At 64.2% G+C, this 15,288-nt stretch carries 14 protein-coding genes; 8 read left to right on the forward strand and 6 right to left on the reverse strand.

All coding sequences use genetic code 11. The features are described 5' to 3' along the window. Both C7I87_RS25875 and C7I87_RS25880 read left to right on the forward strand, forming a co-directional pair. The gene (locus tag C7I87_RS25875) at positions 1-657 is read left to right on the forward strand and encodes an amino acid ABC transporter permease (protein WP_149906883.1); all 657 of its coding nucleotides are present in this window, start codon (positions 1-3) and stop codon (positions 655-657) included. Then, positions 654-1,301: an amino acid ABC transporter permease gene (locus C7I87_RS25880; protein ID WP_149906884.1), complete on the forward strand. Its 648-nt coding sequence runs from the start codon at positions 654-656 to the stop codon at positions 1,299-1,301. Before C7I87_RS25875 ends, C7I87_RS25880 begins: the two co-directional genes overlap by 4 nt. A 147-nt stretch (positions 1,302-1,448) precedes the next feature. On the opposite strand, the gene C7I87_RS25885 is transcribed toward C7I87_RS25880, so the two are convergent. Together C7I87_RS25885 and C7I87_RS25890 are read right to left on the reverse strand one after the other, a co-directional pair. Further along, a complete protein-coding gene (locus tag C7I87_RS25885; protein WP_149906968.1) occupies positions 1,449-2,366 on the reverse strand; it encodes an NADP-dependent oxidoreductase in 918 nt (305 codons plus the stop codon). Positions 2,367-2,545: 179 nt separating this feature from the next. After that, positions 2,546-3,949 carry an MATE family efflux transporter gene (locus tag C7I87_RS25890; RefSeq protein WP_149906885.1) on the reverse strand — a complete coding sequence of 468 codons (1,404 nt, stop codon included), beginning with the start codon at positions 3,947-3,949 and terminating at the stop codon, positions 2,546-2,548. Positions 3,950-4,181: 232 nt separating this feature from the next. On the opposite strand from C7I87_RS25890, the gene C7I87_RS25895 reads away from it, so the two are divergent. From C7I87_RS25895 to C7I87_RS25920, 6 genes are all read left to right on the forward strand, one after another. Further along, positions 4,182-5,099 (forward strand): AraC family transcriptional regulator, encoded by a 918-nt coding sequence (locus C7I87_RS25895; protein WP_149906886.1) that lies wholly within the window; start codon positions 4,182-4,184, stop codon positions 5,097-5,099. A 240-nt stretch (positions 5,100-5,339) separates the two neighbouring features. Next, positions 5,340-6,611, forward strand: a complete 1,272-nt coding sequence (locus C7I87_RS25900; protein WP_149906887.1) for an ABC transporter substrate-binding protein — start codon at positions 5,340-5,342, stop codon at positions 6,609-6,611. A gap of 142 nt (positions 6,612-6,753) precedes the next feature. After that, positions 6,754-7,620, forward strand: coding sequence for a carbohydrate ABC transporter permease (locus C7I87_RS25905; RefSeq protein WP_149906888.1), 867 nt, complete (start codon positions 6,754-6,756; stop codon positions 7,618-7,620). Then, positions 7,617-8,429 carry a carbohydrate ABC transporter permease gene (locus C7I87_RS25910; RefSeq protein ID WP_149906889.1) on the forward strand — a complete coding sequence of 271 codons (813 nt, stop codon included), beginning with the start codon at positions 7,617-7,619 and terminating at the stop codon, positions 8,427-8,429. The genes C7I87_RS25905 and C7I87_RS25910 overlap by 4 nt, the downstream gene beginning before the upstream one ends. A gap of 16 nt (positions 8,430-8,445) precedes the next feature. Continuing rightward, entirely contained in the window at positions 8,446-9,492 is a 1,047-nt protein-coding gene (locus C7I87_RS25915) for an NAD(P)-dependent alcohol dehydrogenase (RefSeq protein WP_149906890.1), read from the forward strand. A gap of 2 nt (positions 9,493-9,494) precedes the next feature. Further along, complete coding sequence (locus C7I87_RS25920) at positions 9,495-10,580, forward strand: ABC transporter ATP-binding protein (protein WP_149906891.1); 1,086 nt, start codon at positions 9,495-9,497, stop codon at positions 10,578-10,580. A gap of 9 nt (positions 10,581-10,589) precedes the next feature. Here the strand turns inward: C7I87_RS25920 and C7I87_RS25925 are convergent, their stop codons facing one another. The 4 genes from C7I87_RS25925 to C7I87_RS25940 form a co-directional block, all read right to left on the reverse strand. Then, complete coding sequence (locus C7I87_RS25925; RefSeq protein WP_149906892.1) at positions 10,590-12,176, reverse strand: FGGY-family carbohydrate kinase; 1,587 nt, start codon at positions 12,174-12,176, stop codon at positions 10,590-10,592. Beyond that, entirely contained in the window at positions 12,173-12,856 is a 684-nt protein-coding gene (locus C7I87_RS25930; RefSeq protein ID WP_149906893.1) for an HAD family hydrolase, read from the reverse strand. Before C7I87_RS25930 ends, C7I87_RS25925 begins: the two co-directional genes overlap by 4 nt. Positions 12,857-12,871: 15 nt before the next feature. Beyond that, positions 12,872-14,350 (reverse strand): mannitol dehydrogenase family protein, encoded by a 1,479-nt coding sequence (locus C7I87_RS25935; protein WP_149906894.1) that lies wholly within the window; start codon positions 14,348-14,350, stop codon positions 12,872-12,874. A 166-nt stretch (positions 14,351-14,516) separates the two neighbouring features. Next, positions 14,517-15,287, reverse strand: coding sequence for an L-iditol 2-dehydrogenase (locus C7I87_RS25940; protein ID WP_149906895.1), 771 nt, complete (start codon positions 15,285-15,287; stop codon positions 14,517-14,519). Between the last annotated feature and the right edge of the window lies 1 nt (position 15,288).

Below are 15,288 nucleotides of genomic sequence, written 5' to 3' on the forward strand. Positions count from 1 at the left end.
GTGGCCTTCGGCTGGCTTCCGGGTGCCGTAGGCGACATCGCGCACGGCGCGGCGACGACGATCCTTTTGATCGCCGTCACCACGCTGGCGGGAACGCTGCTCAGCATCCTCGGAGCGGCAGGACGGCGAAACGGCCCAGCGCTGCTGCGCCGGGCCATCGGCTGGTATGTCGAGGTGATGCGCAACACACCGTTCCTGGTGCAGCTGTTCTTCATCTTCTTCGGCCTGCCGAGCCTCGGCATCAGGCTCGATCCGATCCTGGCCGCCATGCTGGCGATGACGCTCAACATGGCAGCCTATACGATCGAGATCGTCGGCGCCGGGCTCGACGCCGTGCCGCGCGGGCAGACGGAGGCGGCCCTGGCGCTGGGACTGCGGCCGCGCCAGGTGTTCATCAAGATCGTGCTGCCGCAGGCGCTCAAGATCATCTATCCCGCGCTGACCAGCCAGATCGTCATCATGATGCTCGAATCCGCCGTGGTGTCGCAGATCGCGGTGCGCGAGCTGACCTATGAGGCCGACATGCTGCAGGCGCGCACTTTTCGCTCGTTCGAGACCTATTTCGTCGTGACGCTGGTCTATCTCTTGATGTCGATGGCCTTGCGGCGGCTGCTGGTTGCAGGCGGGCGCCGCGCGCTCGGAGCGGGCGTGTCATGATCGAGTTCACGCTTTGGGACATCGTGCGCAACCTGCTGCTCGCCGCCCGCTGGACGGTGCTTTTGTCGCTGGCTGCCTTCGTCGGCGGCGCGCTGGTCGGGATCGCGGTGCTGTTCTTCAGGATCTCTGAGAATAAGTGGAGCCGGCGCATTGCCTCCGGCTACATCGCGCTGTTCCAGGGAACGCCGCTGTTGATGCAGCTTTTCCTGATGTTCTTTGGGCTTCCCATGCTCGGTCTTCGCATCGAGCCATGGACCGCGGCGGTGCTCGGCCTGACCTTCTTCGCCAGCGCCTATCTCGCCGAAATCTGGCGCTCCGGCGTCGATGCGCTGCCATTGGGCCAATGGGATGCCGGCGCCAGCCTCGGCCTGCACTATCTGCAGGAACTCAGGCTGATCATCCTGCCGCAGGCGTTCGCGATCACCCGCGCGCCGACCGTCGGCTTCCTGGTGCAGCTGATCAAGTCGACTGCGCTGACCTCGATCATCGGCTTCGAGGAATTGGTGCGAACCTCCAACGCCATCAACAACGCGACTTTCGAACCGTTCAAGGTCTATGGGTTGGTGGCGCTGATTTTCTTCGTCCTGTGCTTTCCGTTGACCCAATATGCGCGGCGGCTGGAGAAGCAGGCAGCGGGCCACTGAGCCGCGAGCATGTTGCGCTGACCAACATCGACGGCCACTGCAAACTCCCGGCGATTAGCGTTCGAATGCCTCTTGTGGTCATTTGGTCATGCTGGCTGCATCAGCTTCGACAAGAGAGGGCCCCTTGCTCTTCGCCTTTTCCTGTCCTCACGGACGGACGCGGATGATCGTCTTCCCAGTGCGTCGCTCGGTCGGGTTGAAGGCGGCGACGGCATCGTGGAGGGGCGAGACGTTGCCGATGTTCGTCCGGAGTCGCCCGTCCCGCACCCGCTGGACGATCTCGCTCAGTTGGGCACGATCGGACTCGACAACGAAGTCGACCGCCAGGCCGTCGGTGGGCCGCGCCTCCGCCGGTCCAACGACGGTCACCAGCGTTCCGCCGGCTCGAATCAGGCCTGCGGACCGCTTTTGGATGTCGCCGCCGATGACGTCAAACACCAGATCGACTCCGCCAATGTCTTCCAGGGCGTCGTTGTCGAGGTCGATGAACTCCTTCGCGCCGAAGTCGAGCGCCTTCTGACGGTCGGCGGCGCGTCCGGTGCCGATGACATGGGCGCCGGCCTCTCGTGCGAGTTGCGTCACCATAGAGCCGACTGCGCCGGCCGCGCCGTGCGCGAGGACGCTCTGGCCCGCCTGGAGGCGGCCATGCTGGAATAGTCCCTGCCACGCGGTGAGGCCAGAGATCGGCAGGCTCGCGCCCACCGTGAAATCGACGTCGCCCGGCAGCGGCGCAAGGTTACGTGCCTCCATGGCTATATACTGCGCCAGGGTGCCGTCGCGATGCCAGTCGGCGAGGCCGAAGACTCTCTGCCCTACCGACAGTCCCGTCGTGCCGTAGCCGAGAGCGACGACAATTCCGGCCAGCTCGTGCCCAAGGATTGACGGTGTTCGGTCACGGCCGCGGCGGTCGGCCCAGGTAGAGGGCCACGCCAGTTCAGTCGGGACAAAACCCGACGCATGAACCTGAACGACGACGTCGTTTATCGCTGCCTGCGGCTCGGGCCGCTCCGCCAGCTTCATCCCGGCCATTCCCGCAGCCTGGTCCGTCACCACAATTGCCTTCATGACAGTTTTCTCCTCGGTCATTTGTCTCTTGGTGGAAACGTTGCCGCGTTGGAATGCCCGTTCAACATCTCATGCCAGGGGCTATCGCCCAGCGAACGTCCGTAGGCCGATCGGAAGGCGTCGTTTAGTTAGCTGCAATGGTAGGACGTGACGGCCAGTTGGCAACCGGGCCGCCTGGTTCAGTGTCCGAACGCCAGCGACGGCGCGATGCGGTCGCGGCGCAGCCAGCGCGCCAGCAGCAGCGCCGCCACCACGGCCAGCCCGGACGACAGGCCGATCCAGATGCCGACGCCGTGGAAGCCGAAATGGAAGGCGAGCAGCACGCCGAGCGGCAGGCCGACGCCCCAGTAGCCGATCGCGGCATAGATCATCGGCACCTTGGTGTCGTGCAGGCCGCGCAGCATGCCGGAGGCAACCGCCTGCGCGCCGTCGAAGACCTGGAACAGGGCGGCAAACACCAGGAACGACACGGCAAGCGCGATCACCCTGGCATTGGCTGGATTGGCGAGATCGATGAAGGCGCTGATCAGGAGGTGCGGCCAAAGCACCATCACCAGTCCCATCAGCGCCATGAACGAGACGCCGATGACAAAGGCGGTCCAGCCGGCGCGCGACACGCCCTCGGGATTGCCGGCGCCATGCGCGAGCCCGACCCGCACCGTCACCGCCTGATTGAGGCCGAGCGGCACCATGAAGGAGATCGAGGCGATCTGGATGGCGATGGCGTGCGCGGCCAGCGAATCGGCGTCGATCAGGCCCATCAGCAGGGCAGCGGCATTGAAGATCGTCACCTCGAAGGCAAGGATGCCGGCGATCGGCAGACCGAGCCGCAGCAGTCCCTTGAAGCGCGGCCAGTCGGACCGCCAGAAGCGGCCGAACAGACGGTAGCGCCGGAATTTTTTCTCCAGCATCACCACCACAGCCATGCCGACGAACATCAGCGTGCTGGACAGCGTGGTGGCAAGACCGGAGCCTGCGATGCCCATGGCCGGAACACCGAGATTGCCGAACATGAACAGCCAGTTGAAGAAGGCGTTGCAGGCGACGGCGACGAAAACGATGATCAGCGCCCAGCCCGGCCGCTCCAGCGCCGAGATGAACGAACGCAGCACGATATAGCCATAGAAGGGCAGCACCGCCCACTCCAGCCAGCGCAGATAGATGCCGGCCTGACGCGCCAGCGCGGGCTCCTGGCCCATGGCCAGCAGAATGGCCTCGCCATGCCAAAGCACCAGCCAGATCGGGACCGAGATCAGGATCGCCAGCCACAGGCCCTGGCGCACGGTGCGGCGCAGATCGCGTACGGAATGGCGGCGACGGCCGAGTTCGGTGGCGATCATCGGCGAGGTCGCCAGCATCAAGCCGAGGCCGAAGATCAGCGGCATGAAGTAGAGGTTGGCGCCCAGCGCGCCGCTGGCCAGGGTGTCCGCGCCAAGGCGTCCCATCATCATGACGTCGGTGGCGGTCATCGCCGTCTGGCCGAGATTGGTCAGCACCATCGGCCAGGCGAGCGCCAGCGTCGCCCTGATTTCCTGGCGCCAAAGATTTTCCGGCGCGCGCGCGCCGGCTTCGATCGCAGACATTGTCCTGCTCTTTCAGAACACGGCGCGTCGGGCCACGCCCGGAAGCCGCACAGCAACGGCACAAAATGGCGCCGTTTGCGCCGTCTATTGAACGAAATGCGACATGAAGGCAAGGGAGGAGGCGACGGAACAGATTGAGCCAGCGCATTGCATGGGAGCTTCCACCTCGTTCCCTTGCCGGCCGGGGACTGCTACGACAGACATCGGCAACCGGCGAATTGTGGGAGGCAGGATGGCGTTCAGACGCAGGAAGAACACGGCCGCGATCCCGCGCACGGCGCCTTCCTTCGAGCATATCGTTACCGAGGCGAGCGACAGTTTCCTGTGGCGGCTGGACGACTATCCCTGGGAGCGCAATGTCTGGAACTTCCACCCGGAATACGAGATCCATCTCTTGCGGAAATCCTCCGGCGTGGTCCTGGTCGGCGACCATATCGGCGAGTTCGGGCCGGGCTACCTCACCATCGTCGGTGGCGGCTTGCCGCATGACTGGGTCACCGCGGTGCAGCCCGGTGAATTGATCGAGGGTCGTGACATCGTGCTGCAATTCGATCCTGAGCGGCTGCGCGGATCGGCTGACATGCTGCCCGAACTGCGCGAACTGGAGCCGTTCCTGGAACGGTCGCTGCGCGGCATGGTCTTCCATGGCCGGACGGCCCTCGACGGAGCCGCACTGATGGAGCGGATGGGCACGGTGCAAGGGTTGGCCCGGTTCTGCCTGTTCCTCGAACTGGTGGATCTCCTGGCCCAGACCGACGAGTACGAACTGTTGTCATCGCCGGACTTCCAGCCGATTCTCGACGCCGCCTCGCTCGACATCATCCAGCGTGCGCTGACCTATCTGTTCCAGCACTTCGCCGAAGATCTGAAGCTGCCTGACGTGGCCGACCTGGCCGGCATGAGCGAAAGCACCTTCTCGCGCTTCTTCCAGAAGAACACCGGCAATTCCTTCAGCGACCATCTTGCCAAGCTCAGGCTCTGGCAGGCGTGCAAGCTGCTGGCCGATACCGATGTCCCAATCACCGATATCTGTTTCCAGGTCGGCTACATGAACATCTCCAACTTCAACCGCGCCTTCCTGCGCAAGCACAAGATGACGCCGTCATCCTATCGCAAGCTGTCGCGGCAGCGTCTGGCGATGCGCGCATAAGCGCATCCTGAATCATCGTTTTGAACCAGATCGATACTCGTGTGACGAGCTCCGTAAATGGACGCCGGTTTTTGCGCTGCACAATGCATAAAAGTACAGGTCGGCTGCAACGGGGCTTCTAGCTTGCCCCATCGCAACTGCGCATTTTGGCGATGGGTGGCAGTCGTTCGGGCGATGGTGAGGATCGCGTGACCCGAGGACCTACGCTTCCTGCGACGTATTCCTGGAGGAGAAAAGATCATGAAACCAGTTCGGCTCGCTGCCAGCCTTGGCGCAGCTTTCGTGCTTTCCGCTACCGTTTCAACCCTAGCCCTGGCGCAGGCACCGGTCTGCTCGGCACCGGTCAAGGTGCTGGCGCAGCCACGCGACGGCCTGACGCTTCTGGAGGACTCCAAGGCCGAGTTCGAGAAGCTTGCCGGCGCCAGCTTCAAGATCGATTACCTGAACGAGAACGACCGCCGCGCCAAGTCGCGGGCGGACGCCTCCACCGTCGGCAATTACAACGTCTACTATGTCGATGAAGCGAATGTGGCGCTCTTCGCCTCGTCGAAGTGGATCGTGCCGCTGACCGATTATTATCCGGCTGACTATGACTATGCCGACTTCGATCCCGGCCGCCAGAAGGTCGCCACCTATGACGGCAAGGTCTGGTTCGCGCCGCTGACCGGCGGCGGCGACCTGATGGTCTACCGCAAGGATGTGCTGGAGGCCGCCGGCATCCAGCCGCCGAAAACGCTGGACGAACTGATCGCCGACGTGCCGAAGCTGACCAATGCCGACAAGGGCATGTACGGCATCGCGCTGCGCGGCGCGCGCGGCTCGGGCGCCAATGTCTGGCGTTGGATGCCGTTCTTCAAGGCCTATGGCGGCAAGTGGTTCGACGGCGACAAGCCGGCTTTCAATTCGGAAGCGGCTGTCAAGGCAACCGAGACCTACCTGAAGCTGTTCAAGGATTCGGCGCCCGGCACGCAGACCGGCAGCTGGGATGAATCGACCGGCGCCTTCCTGTCCGGCCAGGTCGCGATCCTTGTCGAGTCGACGCCGCTTTCGGGCATGGCGGTCGACCCGAAGACCTCGCAAGTGGTCGGCAAGATCGGCTTCCTGCCGCCGCCCTCGCCACTTCCCGGCGGCGGTTATGGCCATGGCCTCGCCATCGCTGCGAAAGCCAATGCCGACGACGCTTCGAAGAAATGCGCCGGCCTGTTCATCGCCTGGGCAACATCGAAGGAAAACGAAAAGCGCCGGCTCGACGCCCACCAGTTCGGCGAGCTGAACCGCACCAGCATCCTGTCCAGCAAGGAGTTCGCCGATATCTACGGCGCCGATCTCGGCCAGGCGCTTGCCGAGACCGGCAAGGTCACTGCGGTCAACTTCTGGCAGGATCCGCGCTGGCCTGATCTCGGCGACCGCTGGGGCATCATCCTCGAGGAACTGATTGCCGGCACCCGCACCGACGTCAAGGGTAGCCTCAACGAACTCGAGGCCTATGCCAACGGGCTGGTGAAGAAATAGGCCCTCCCTCTTGCGGCGCACGGTTTGCGGCATTTCCTCGGAATGCCGGGACCTGTGCGTCGCAGGAGGGTCTGCCTTTCCTGAAGCGCACGACGGTTCCGCCCATGTCCAGATATCAGAGACGCAGCAAGGCCTGAGACCAATGCCTCGACGTTCATCCCTGCCGGTCACCTTCGTCGTGCCGACGCTGGTCATTCTGCTGATCCTGTCGATGGTGCCGACGCTCTACGCGATCATCATCGCCCTGCAGAACCGCGAGCTGAGCTCAACGGCCTATTCCTGGGTCTGGTTCTCGAATTTTGTCGACCTGTTCTCCGACCGCCGCTTCCTAAACGCCGTCTGGGTGTCGGTGAAGTGGGAAGTCGTCACCGTCGTCGCGACGATGGTCGTCGCGATCGGGCTCGGCGTGCTCATGTTCGAGGTCGCCGCGCCGCGCCTGCGCAATGTCTACTGCCTGCTGTTCATCATTCCGGTGCTGTTGCCGCGCGTCTCGGCGGCCTTCGTGTGGAAGTTCGCCTATCACCCGCTCTATGGCATCGCCACCTACCCATACCGGCTGCTGACCGGCGGACTGATCTTCGACCCGCTGTCCAAGCCGTCGACGGCTTTGTTCGCGGTCGCTTCAGTCGATGTCTGGCAGTGGGGCCTGTTCTTCGCCGTCATCGTGCTGAAACTGCTGGAGACTTTGCCGCCGCAGCCGATCGAGGCGGCGCGGCTCGACCACGCCAAGCGCTGGCAGATCCACGCCTATGTGACCTTGCCGATGCTGAAGGCGCCGCTGGTCAGCCTGATGTTCGTCAAGATGATCGAATCGCTGCGCTCCTTCGACCTGATCTATGTGATGACACGCGGCGGGCCCGGCGTGGCCACCGAAACGCTCGACATGTATGCCTTCTCGCAAGGCTTCATCGAATCCGGCAAGGTCTCCTACGCCTCGGCGATGGCTGTGCTGATGATGATCGCCACCGTCATCACCTTCACCATGCTGTGGAAGCGGGTGCAGGCATGAGGCTCGGCCGCATCGTCGCCAAGGCCGTCCTGGCCTTCGCCGGTTTTCTCGCCGTATTCCCGCTGCTGTGGACGGCGCTTAATTCACTGAAGAACAGCGTCGATATCATCACGCGCGTTCCCCGCCTGGTGTTCACGCCGACGCTTGCCAACATCAGCTACATCCTTGGCCGCGACAGCGTCATCACCGGGCTCTACAATTCGGTCATCGCTTGCGGCACAGCCGTGCTGATCGGCGTCGTGCTCGGCCTGCCGGCGGCCTACGCGGTGGCGCGCTATCCCAATCGCTGGGCTGGCGACATCCAGTTCTTCGTGCTGTCGCTGCGCTTCCTGCCGCCGGTGGCGGTGGCGATCCCGCTGATGGTGATCTGGCTGCAACTCGGCCTCTACGACACTTTGCCGGCTTTGATCGTCACCTACTCACTGCTCACCATCTCGGTGATCATGTGGCTCGCCATCCCTGCCTTCCAGAGCGTGCCGAAGGAGATCGAGGAAGCCGCCTTCGTCGACGGCTATGGCGCTTACGCGGTGTTCTGGCGGATCGCGCTGCCGGTCGCTGCCCGCTCGCTGATCGGCGCGGTCGCCTTCAGCTTCGTGCTGGTCTGGAACGAATTCCTGATCGCGCTGATGCTGTCGAGCTCCAACGCCAAGACCTTGCCGATCGTCGCCTCCGAACTCTCCCAGCAAGGCATGAACGTGCCGTGGGGAATCCTGAACGCCTCGGTCGTGCTCCTGTCGCTGCCGCCGCTGCTGTTCCTCGGCGTGCTCAGCGGCTTCCTGAATTCCGTTTTCCGGCAAAAAAAGACTTGAAGTGAGGACTTACCCGATGCGGGCTTTGGTGCTTGAGAAACAAGGCGAACTGTCGCTGCGCGAGATCGCGTTGCCGCTCGATGTCGGACCCGACGATGTCAGGATCGCCATCCACACGGTCGGCGTCTGCGGCAGCGACGTGCACTATTACACCCATGGCGCCATCGGCAGCTATGTCGTGCGTGCGCCGATGGTTCTCGGCCACGAGGCTGCTGGCACAGTCGTCGAGGTCGGCGCCAATGTCACGAGTCTGAAGGTCGGCGACCGCGTCTGCATGGAGCCGGGCGTGCCGAACCTGTCGTCGCGCGCGACAAGGCTCGGCATCTACAATGTCGACCCTGACGTCACCTTCTGGGCGACACCGCCGGTGCATGGCATTCTTGCTCCCTATGCCGTGCACCCGGCCGCCTTCACCTACAGGCTGCCTGACAATGTCTCCTTCGCCGAGGGCGCCATGGTCGAGCCCTTCGCCATCGGCATGCAGGCAGCCAGCCGTGCCCGGATCGTTCCGGGTGATGTCGCCGTCGTCGTCGGCTGCGGCCCGATCGGCATCATGATCGCGCTTGCCGCCCTTGCCGGCGGTTGCTCGAAAGTGCTGATTTCCGATTTTTCCGCGCCCAAGCTGAAGATCGCCGCGCAATATGCCGGCATCGTGCCGGTCAATGTCGGCGAGCGGTCGCTGGTCGATGCCGTCGCGGCCGCGACCGACAATTGGGGCGCCGACATCGTCTTCGAGGCGAGCGGCAGCCCCAAGGCTTTCGCCGATCTGTTCGACGTCGTGCGGCCAGGCGGCGCGGTGGTGCTTGTCGGGTTGCCGGTGGAGCCGGTGGCCCTCAACGTGCCGGCGGCGATCTCGAAGGAAGTGCGCATCGAGACGGTGTTCCGCTATGCCAACATCTTCGACCGCGCCCTGCAGCTCATCGCCTCCGGCAAGGTCGATCTCAAGCCGCTGATCACGGGGACCTACGATTTCGCCGACAGCATCAAGGCGTTCGAACGGGCCGCCGAAGGCAACCCGCAGGACGTCAAGCTGCAGATCCTGCTGGCAGACGAAAAGGGCTGACCATGTCCGCGATCGTTTGCTCCCATGTCGACAAGGCCTATGGCGCAACCACGGTGATCCGCGATCTCAACCTCGTGATCGAGGAGCACGAATTCGTCGTGTTCCTAGGCCCGTCAGGCTGCGGCAAGTCGACCTTGCTCAGGATGCTGGCGGGGCTGGAGGACATCAGCGGCGGCGAGGTCTCGATCGGCGGCAAGGTGGTCAACGACCTCGAACCCGGCGACCGCGGCATCGCCATGGTGTTCCAGAACTATGCGCTCTATCCGCACATGACGATCTTCGACAACATCGCCTTCGGGCTGCGGCGCCAGAAGGTGCCGGCGTCTGAGATCCGTAAGCGGGTCGAAGCGGTGTCACGGACGCTCGGGCTCGACCCCTATCTCGGCCGCAAGCCGGCCGAGCTCTCCGGCGGCCAGCAGCAGCGCGTGGCGATCGCGAGGGCCATGATCAAGACGCCCAAGGTGTTCCTGTTCGACGAGCCCTTGTCCAATCTCGACGCCAAATTGCGCAACCATATGCGCGTCGAGATCGCGCGGTTGCACCAGTCGCTGAAGACCACCACCGTCTACGTCACGCATGACCAGCTGGAAGCGATGACGCTCGCCGACCGCATCGTGCTGCTCAAGGACGGCATCATCGAGCAGATAGGCTCGCCGGCGGAAATCTACGGGCGGCCGGGCAATATTTTCGTGGCCGGCTTCATCGGCACGCCGAACATGAACTTTGTCGAGGTGACGGTCGGCCGGGCCGGGAATGGCTGGACGCTGACCGGCGCCGGAACGGTGCTTTCGATAGACGGGGCGGGCTTTCATCTCCAGCCGGGCGATCGCGCCGTGCTGGGCATCCGGCCCCCCGACCTGAAGATGGCCGGTGCCGGCGCCGCCGGCATATTGCAGGGCACCGCCGATCTCATCGAATTACATGGCAATGACGCGCTGGTGACATTCGGCTCCGGAGGCAAGGAGATCAGCGCACTGGTTCCGGCACGCGAATGCCCGGTGCTGCACGCCCCCGTGCGCTATACGTTCGAGGAGGATGACATCCACCTGTTCGACGCGACGTCAGGGGCGTCCCTGCGCAGGCAATAGCGCAAAAGTCTACCGGATCGCGTCGAGCGCCTGCCGATGCCGATGCATCTCCAGGAAAACCCGGTAGTCGCGATCGAAGCGGGCGCCGCTGGCCGGGTTGGCGGCGCGTGTCTTGCCGCCCTGCTGCATGGCAAGGCAGGCGGCGTTGAGATCGGGAAACAGCCCGGCGGCGGTCGCCGCCACCATGCCGGTACCGAGCAGCACCGCTTCGTCGGCCAGTGGCTCGACCACAGTGCAACCGGTGGCGTCGGCGTAGAGTTCCATCAGCAGCGGATTCTTGGTGTGGCCGCCGGTGACATGCAGCGTGTCGATCAGGTAGCCGTTCTCGTTGAGCGCCTCCAGCACATGGCGCACGCCGAGCGCAATACCGACGGCGGTGCGCCAATAGAGCTTGCACAGGCTGTCGAAGGACGAGTCCAGCGTCAGCCCGCTGACGACGCCGACGGCATGCGGGTCGGCAAGCGGCGAGCGGTTGCCGTGGAAATCCGGCAGCACATGCAGCCGGCCGGCGAGGTTCTCGCCCTCGGCGGCACGCAGTTCGGCGACACGCGCGGCGATCCTGGCATGCATGGCCGCGTTCGGTTCGCCGCCGGCGCCGTGCCAGCGGATGATATGGTCGAGCAGCGCCCCGGTCGCCGACTGGCCGCCTTCCGACAGCCACAGCTTCGGCAGCGCGGCGCCGTAATAGGGGCCCCAGACACCCGCGAAAGGTTGCGGGTCGGGCGACATCGCCATGACGCAGCTCGATGTGCCGGCGATCAGCGCCAGATGGCGGCCGATATTCTGGTCGTCGCCGGCAAAGCCGCCGAGCACGCCAAGCGCCCCGGCATAGGCATCGATGACGCCCGCGCCGACGCGACAGTTTTCTGTCAGGCCGAGTTCTGCCGCTGCCCGCGCCGTCAGCGAGCCTATATAGGCGCCGACCGGGCTGGCCCGTTCCGGCAGATTGCCGTGGTCGAAAAGATTGTCGAGGCCGACGAGTTCGAAGAAATCGCGTTGCCACGCGGTTTCCTGGTGCGCCAGGTAGGTCCATTTGGCGGTCAGCGTGCATTGCGAGCGCGCCAGCGAGCCGGTCGCCTGCCAGGTCAGGTAATCGGTCAAATCAAATAGATAGCCGGCTTCATTCCATTTAGCGGGCAGATTGCGCTTCAGCCACATCAGCTTCGGCGTCGCCATCTCGGGCGACATGACACCGCCGATATAGTTCAGCACCTCGTGGCCGCTCGCCGTGCATTCGTCGGCCTCGGCAATGGCGCGATGATCGAGCCAGACAATGGTGTCCCAGCGCTTGTCGCCGGTGGTCGACACGCTGAGCTGGCCGCCTTGCCTGTCACGCACGACCAGTGAACAGGTGGCATCGAAGGATATACCGGCAACATCCCCGGCGGCAACGCCGGCCTTTTCCCGCGCGGCACGCACGGCGGTGCAGACGGCGGACCAGATATCGCGTGAATCATGCTCGGCATGATCGGGCTTCGGCTGGTTCATGGCGATCGGCCGCTCGGCACGGCCAAGCAAGGTGCCACTGGCGTCGAGAATGCCCGCGCGAGCGCTCCCGGTGCCGACATCGACCGCGCAGACAAACTGTTTCGTCAAGATGCTCTAACTCTCGCTCCCAGGCCTGCAATCAGATCGGGCAATTGCAGCATGTCAGCGAATATAAAGTCCGGTTCGGTCGACGCAAGCCGCGCTTTCAATCCCGGATTGCCGGCGTGCGCGCCGCCGGTGAAGGCGAAGACGCGCATGCCTGCCGCTCGTGCCGCGGCGACGCCGGCCGGGCTGTCCTCGACGACCAGGCAGTTTCGCGGTTGCGCCCGCATGGCGGCGGCGGCGTGGAGGAAAAGGTCCGGTGCCGGCTTGCCCCTGGCGACCATGGCGGCGCTGAACAGATGCGGCTCCATCAGCATGAGCAGGCCGGTGACGTCGAGCGCGTAGCGAATACGTTCCAGCGTGCCGGAAGAGGCGACGCAGTATGGCAGGCCGAGCTTTGGCAGCATCTCCTTGACGCCAGGGATCGGCTTCAGCTCCTCGCGGAATTTTCGCATGAGGTCGACGCGCATGGCGGTGAGATGCTGATCGCTGATCTCCAGGCCGAAGTCGCGGCCTAGGATCTCGCGCACGCTTTTCATGCTCTTGCCGAGGAAATGTTCGTAGGCGGCGTCTTCACTGAGACTACCACCGGCAAGTTCGATCATGCCAAGCAGGGCGGAGACGGAGAGCGCCTCGCTGTCGACCAGCACGCCGTCGCAGTCGAAGATGACCAGTTCGGGCGTCATGATGCCGGCTGGCTCTTAGAGCTTGCCGGCGAGATAGCGCGTCAGCGTGGCGCGCGCGCCATTGGCCCAGAGCACGTTGAGCGCGTGGGCGAAGGCCTCGACGAAGGCCGTGGCGCGGCCGACATCGCCATAGATGTCGTCCATCGCAAGCCAGGCGGCGGGCGCGTCCTTTGCCGCCTTTGCCGTTGCCTGCATCCGATCCCAGCTCGGGTCGTTGGGTTCGATAATGGCGCCGCTGTCCGTCGTGCCGAAGCAGTAGCGGCACCACAACGCCGATTCCAGCGCCAGTCCGACTACACCTTTGCCGGCCTTCAGCCGGTCGGCAATGGTCGGGATGATGAATTTCGGCTGGCGGTTGGAGCCGTCGAGGCAGAGCCGGCGCACCGTGTCGCCGATCTTGGGATTGGAGAAGCGCTTCTCGATGAGCTGGTAATAGTCTTCAAGCACCGTGTCCGGCACCGGCGGCACGGTCGGGATGATCTCGTCGTGCTCGAGCTTGTCGAGGAAGCCGCGCACCAGCGGCTCCTGCATCGCCTCATGGACGAAGTGGATGTCCATCAGCCCGGCCGGATAGGCAATGGTGGCGTGGCCGCCATTGAGGATGCGGATCTTCATCAGTTCGTAAGGGGCGACATCCCTGACGAACTGCACGCCGACCTTTTCCAGCGGCGGGCGGCCATCGGTGAAATGGTCTTCCAGCACCCATTGCCGGAACGGCTCGCAGAACACCGGCCAATTGTCCTCGAGGCCGAAATCATCGGCGAGGATCTTGCGCTCGCGGTCGCTGGTTGCCGGCGTGATGCGGTCGACCATGGCGTTTGGGAAGGCGACGTGGTCGCTGACCCAGCTCGCCAGGTCCTCGTCGATCAGGCGGGCAAGGCCGATAACGCCGTCCGACGTGACATGGCCGTTGTGGGGAATGTTGTCGCAGGACATGACGGTGAACGGCACGATGCCATCCTCGCGGCGTCGCATGAGGCCGGCCAGGATGATGCCGAACACAGTCTTTGGCGTGGCGCCCGGCTGCGCGTCCGCGACGATGTCGGGATGGGTCGGGTTGAACACGCCTGAGGCCGGATCGATGAAATAGCCGCCTTCGGTGATGGTCAGCGAAACGATCCTGATTGCCGGGTCGGCCAGCCGCTCGATGATGCCGGCAGCATCGCCCGGCATCAGGAAATCGATCATCGCTCCGGTGACGCGTGCACTCATATGACCTTCGTCCTGCTCGACCACCGTCGTCAGCCAATCCTGCTCCTCAAGCTTGCCGCGGCCGATCTTCTCGCCGTCGAACACGCCTGCGCCGACCAGCGCCCAATCATGGCCGACGCCTTGACCGAACAGGTCGTCGAGATAGACGGCCTGGTGCGAACGGTGAAAATTACCGACGCCGAAATGCACGATGCCGGCTTTCAGCGCCGACCGGTCATAGTTCGGACCTGCGACCTTGGACGGAAGCGTGGCGAGGCTCGAGGAAGAGAGTTTCACGGTCATCTGCTTTACCCTTTGGCCGATTTGCGAGCCCGACTGTTTCGCCTCCTTCGGGAGGGCGAGGATGAGGGGCCGCACCTGGTGTTCCAGTATGCTGCCCCTCACCTGCCCCCGTGGCGCTTCTCCGGAGGAAAAGAGAGAAGCGCCTTCCCCCCTCAACTCATCCCCTTCAACTCATCCATTGACCGCCATCGACGTTGTAGGTCTGGGCGACGATGTATTCGGCCTCGTCGCTGGCGAGGAACACGGCCATGCCGGCAAGGTCTTCCGGCTTGCCCATGCGGCCATACGGCACGCCCTCGCCGACCAGCCGTTTCTTTTCGCCTTTCGGCCGGTTCTCGTATTTGGCGAACAGGGCATCGACCTCGTCCCACATGTCGCTGTCGACGACGCCGGGCGCGATGCCGTTGACGTTGATGCCGTGCTTGATCAGGTCGAGCCCGGCCGACTGGGTCAGCGAGATGACGGCGGCCTTGGTGGCGCAATACACAGCGACCAGCGGTTCGCCGCGACGCCCGGCCTGGCTCGCCATGTTGATGATCCTGCCGCCCTTGCCGCGCGCGATCATCGAGCGGCTTGCTGCCTGCAGCATGAACAGCGTGCCGGCGACGTTGACGGAGAAAAGCTTTTCGTAGCTCGCCCGCGATATCTCCACGATCGGCGCCAGGTCGAACAAAGCGGCGTTGTTGATCAGGATGTCGAGGCCGCCAGTCCTGCTCTCCACCGCTTTGACCGCGGCATCGATGGATGCCTGGTCGGTGACGTCGAGCTTTAGCGCATAGGCATGGTCGCCGATTTCAGCCGCAGTCTTGCGCGCCGCCTCCAGGTTGATATCGGCAATCGCCACCGTGGCGCCTTCGCGCACATAGGCTTCGGCGAAGGCTCTGCCTATGCCGCGCGCCGACCCGGTGATCAGCGCCGATTTGCCTTTCAGCCTCACT

The sequence above is a fragment of the Mesorhizobium sp. SARCC-RB16n genome, assembly GCF_008520305.1.
Lineage (GTDB): Bacteria > Pseudomonadota > Alphaproteobacteria > Rhizobiales > Rhizobiaceae > Mesorhizobium.

Bases quoted from the DNA above. Each gene is read 5' to 3' on its own strand.
- C7I87_RS25880 (WP_149906884.1), top strand. From the start codon at position 654: ATGATCGAGTTCACGCTTTGGGACATCGTGCGCAACCTGCTGCTCGCC.
- C7I87_RS25885 (WP_149906968.1), bottom strand. From the start codon at position 2,366: ATGAAGGCAATTGTGGTGACGGACCAGGCTGCGGGAATGGCCGGGATG.
- C7I87_RS25890 (WP_149906885.1), bottom strand. From the start codon at position 3,949: ATGTCTGCGATCGAAGCCGGCGCGCGCGCGCCGGAAAATCTTTGGCGC.
- C7I87_RS25895 (WP_149906886.1), top strand. From the start codon at position 4,182: ATGGCGTTCAGACGCAGGAAGAACACGGCCGCGATCCCGCGCACGGCG.
- C7I87_RS25900 (WP_149906887.1), top strand. From the start codon at position 5,340: ATGAAACCAGTTCGGCTCGCTGCCAGCCTTGGCGCAGCTTTCGTGCTT.
- C7I87_RS25905 (WP_149906888.1), top strand. From the start codon at position 6,754: ATGCCTCGACGTTCATCCCTGCCGGTCACCTTCGTCGTGCCGACGCTG.
- C7I87_RS25910 (WP_149906889.1), top strand. From the start codon at position 7,617: ATGAGGCTCGGCCGCATCGTCGCCAAGGCCGTCCTGGCCTTCGCCGGT.
- C7I87_RS25915 (WP_149906890.1), top strand. From the start codon at position 8,446: ATGCGGGCTTTGGTGCTTGAGAAACAAGGCGAACTGTCGCTGCGCGAG.
- C7I87_RS25920 (WP_149906891.1), top strand. From the start codon at position 9,495: ATGTCCGCGATCGTTTGCTCCCATGTCGACAAGGCCTATGGCGCAACC.
- C7I87_RS25930 (WP_149906893.1), bottom strand. From the start codon at position 12,856: ATGACGCCCGAACTGGTCATCTTCGACTGCGACGGCGTGCTGGTCGAC.
- C7I87_RS25935 (WP_149906894.1), bottom strand. From the start codon at position 14,350: ATGACCGTGAAACTCTCTTCCTCGAGCCTCGCCACGCTTCCGTCCAAG.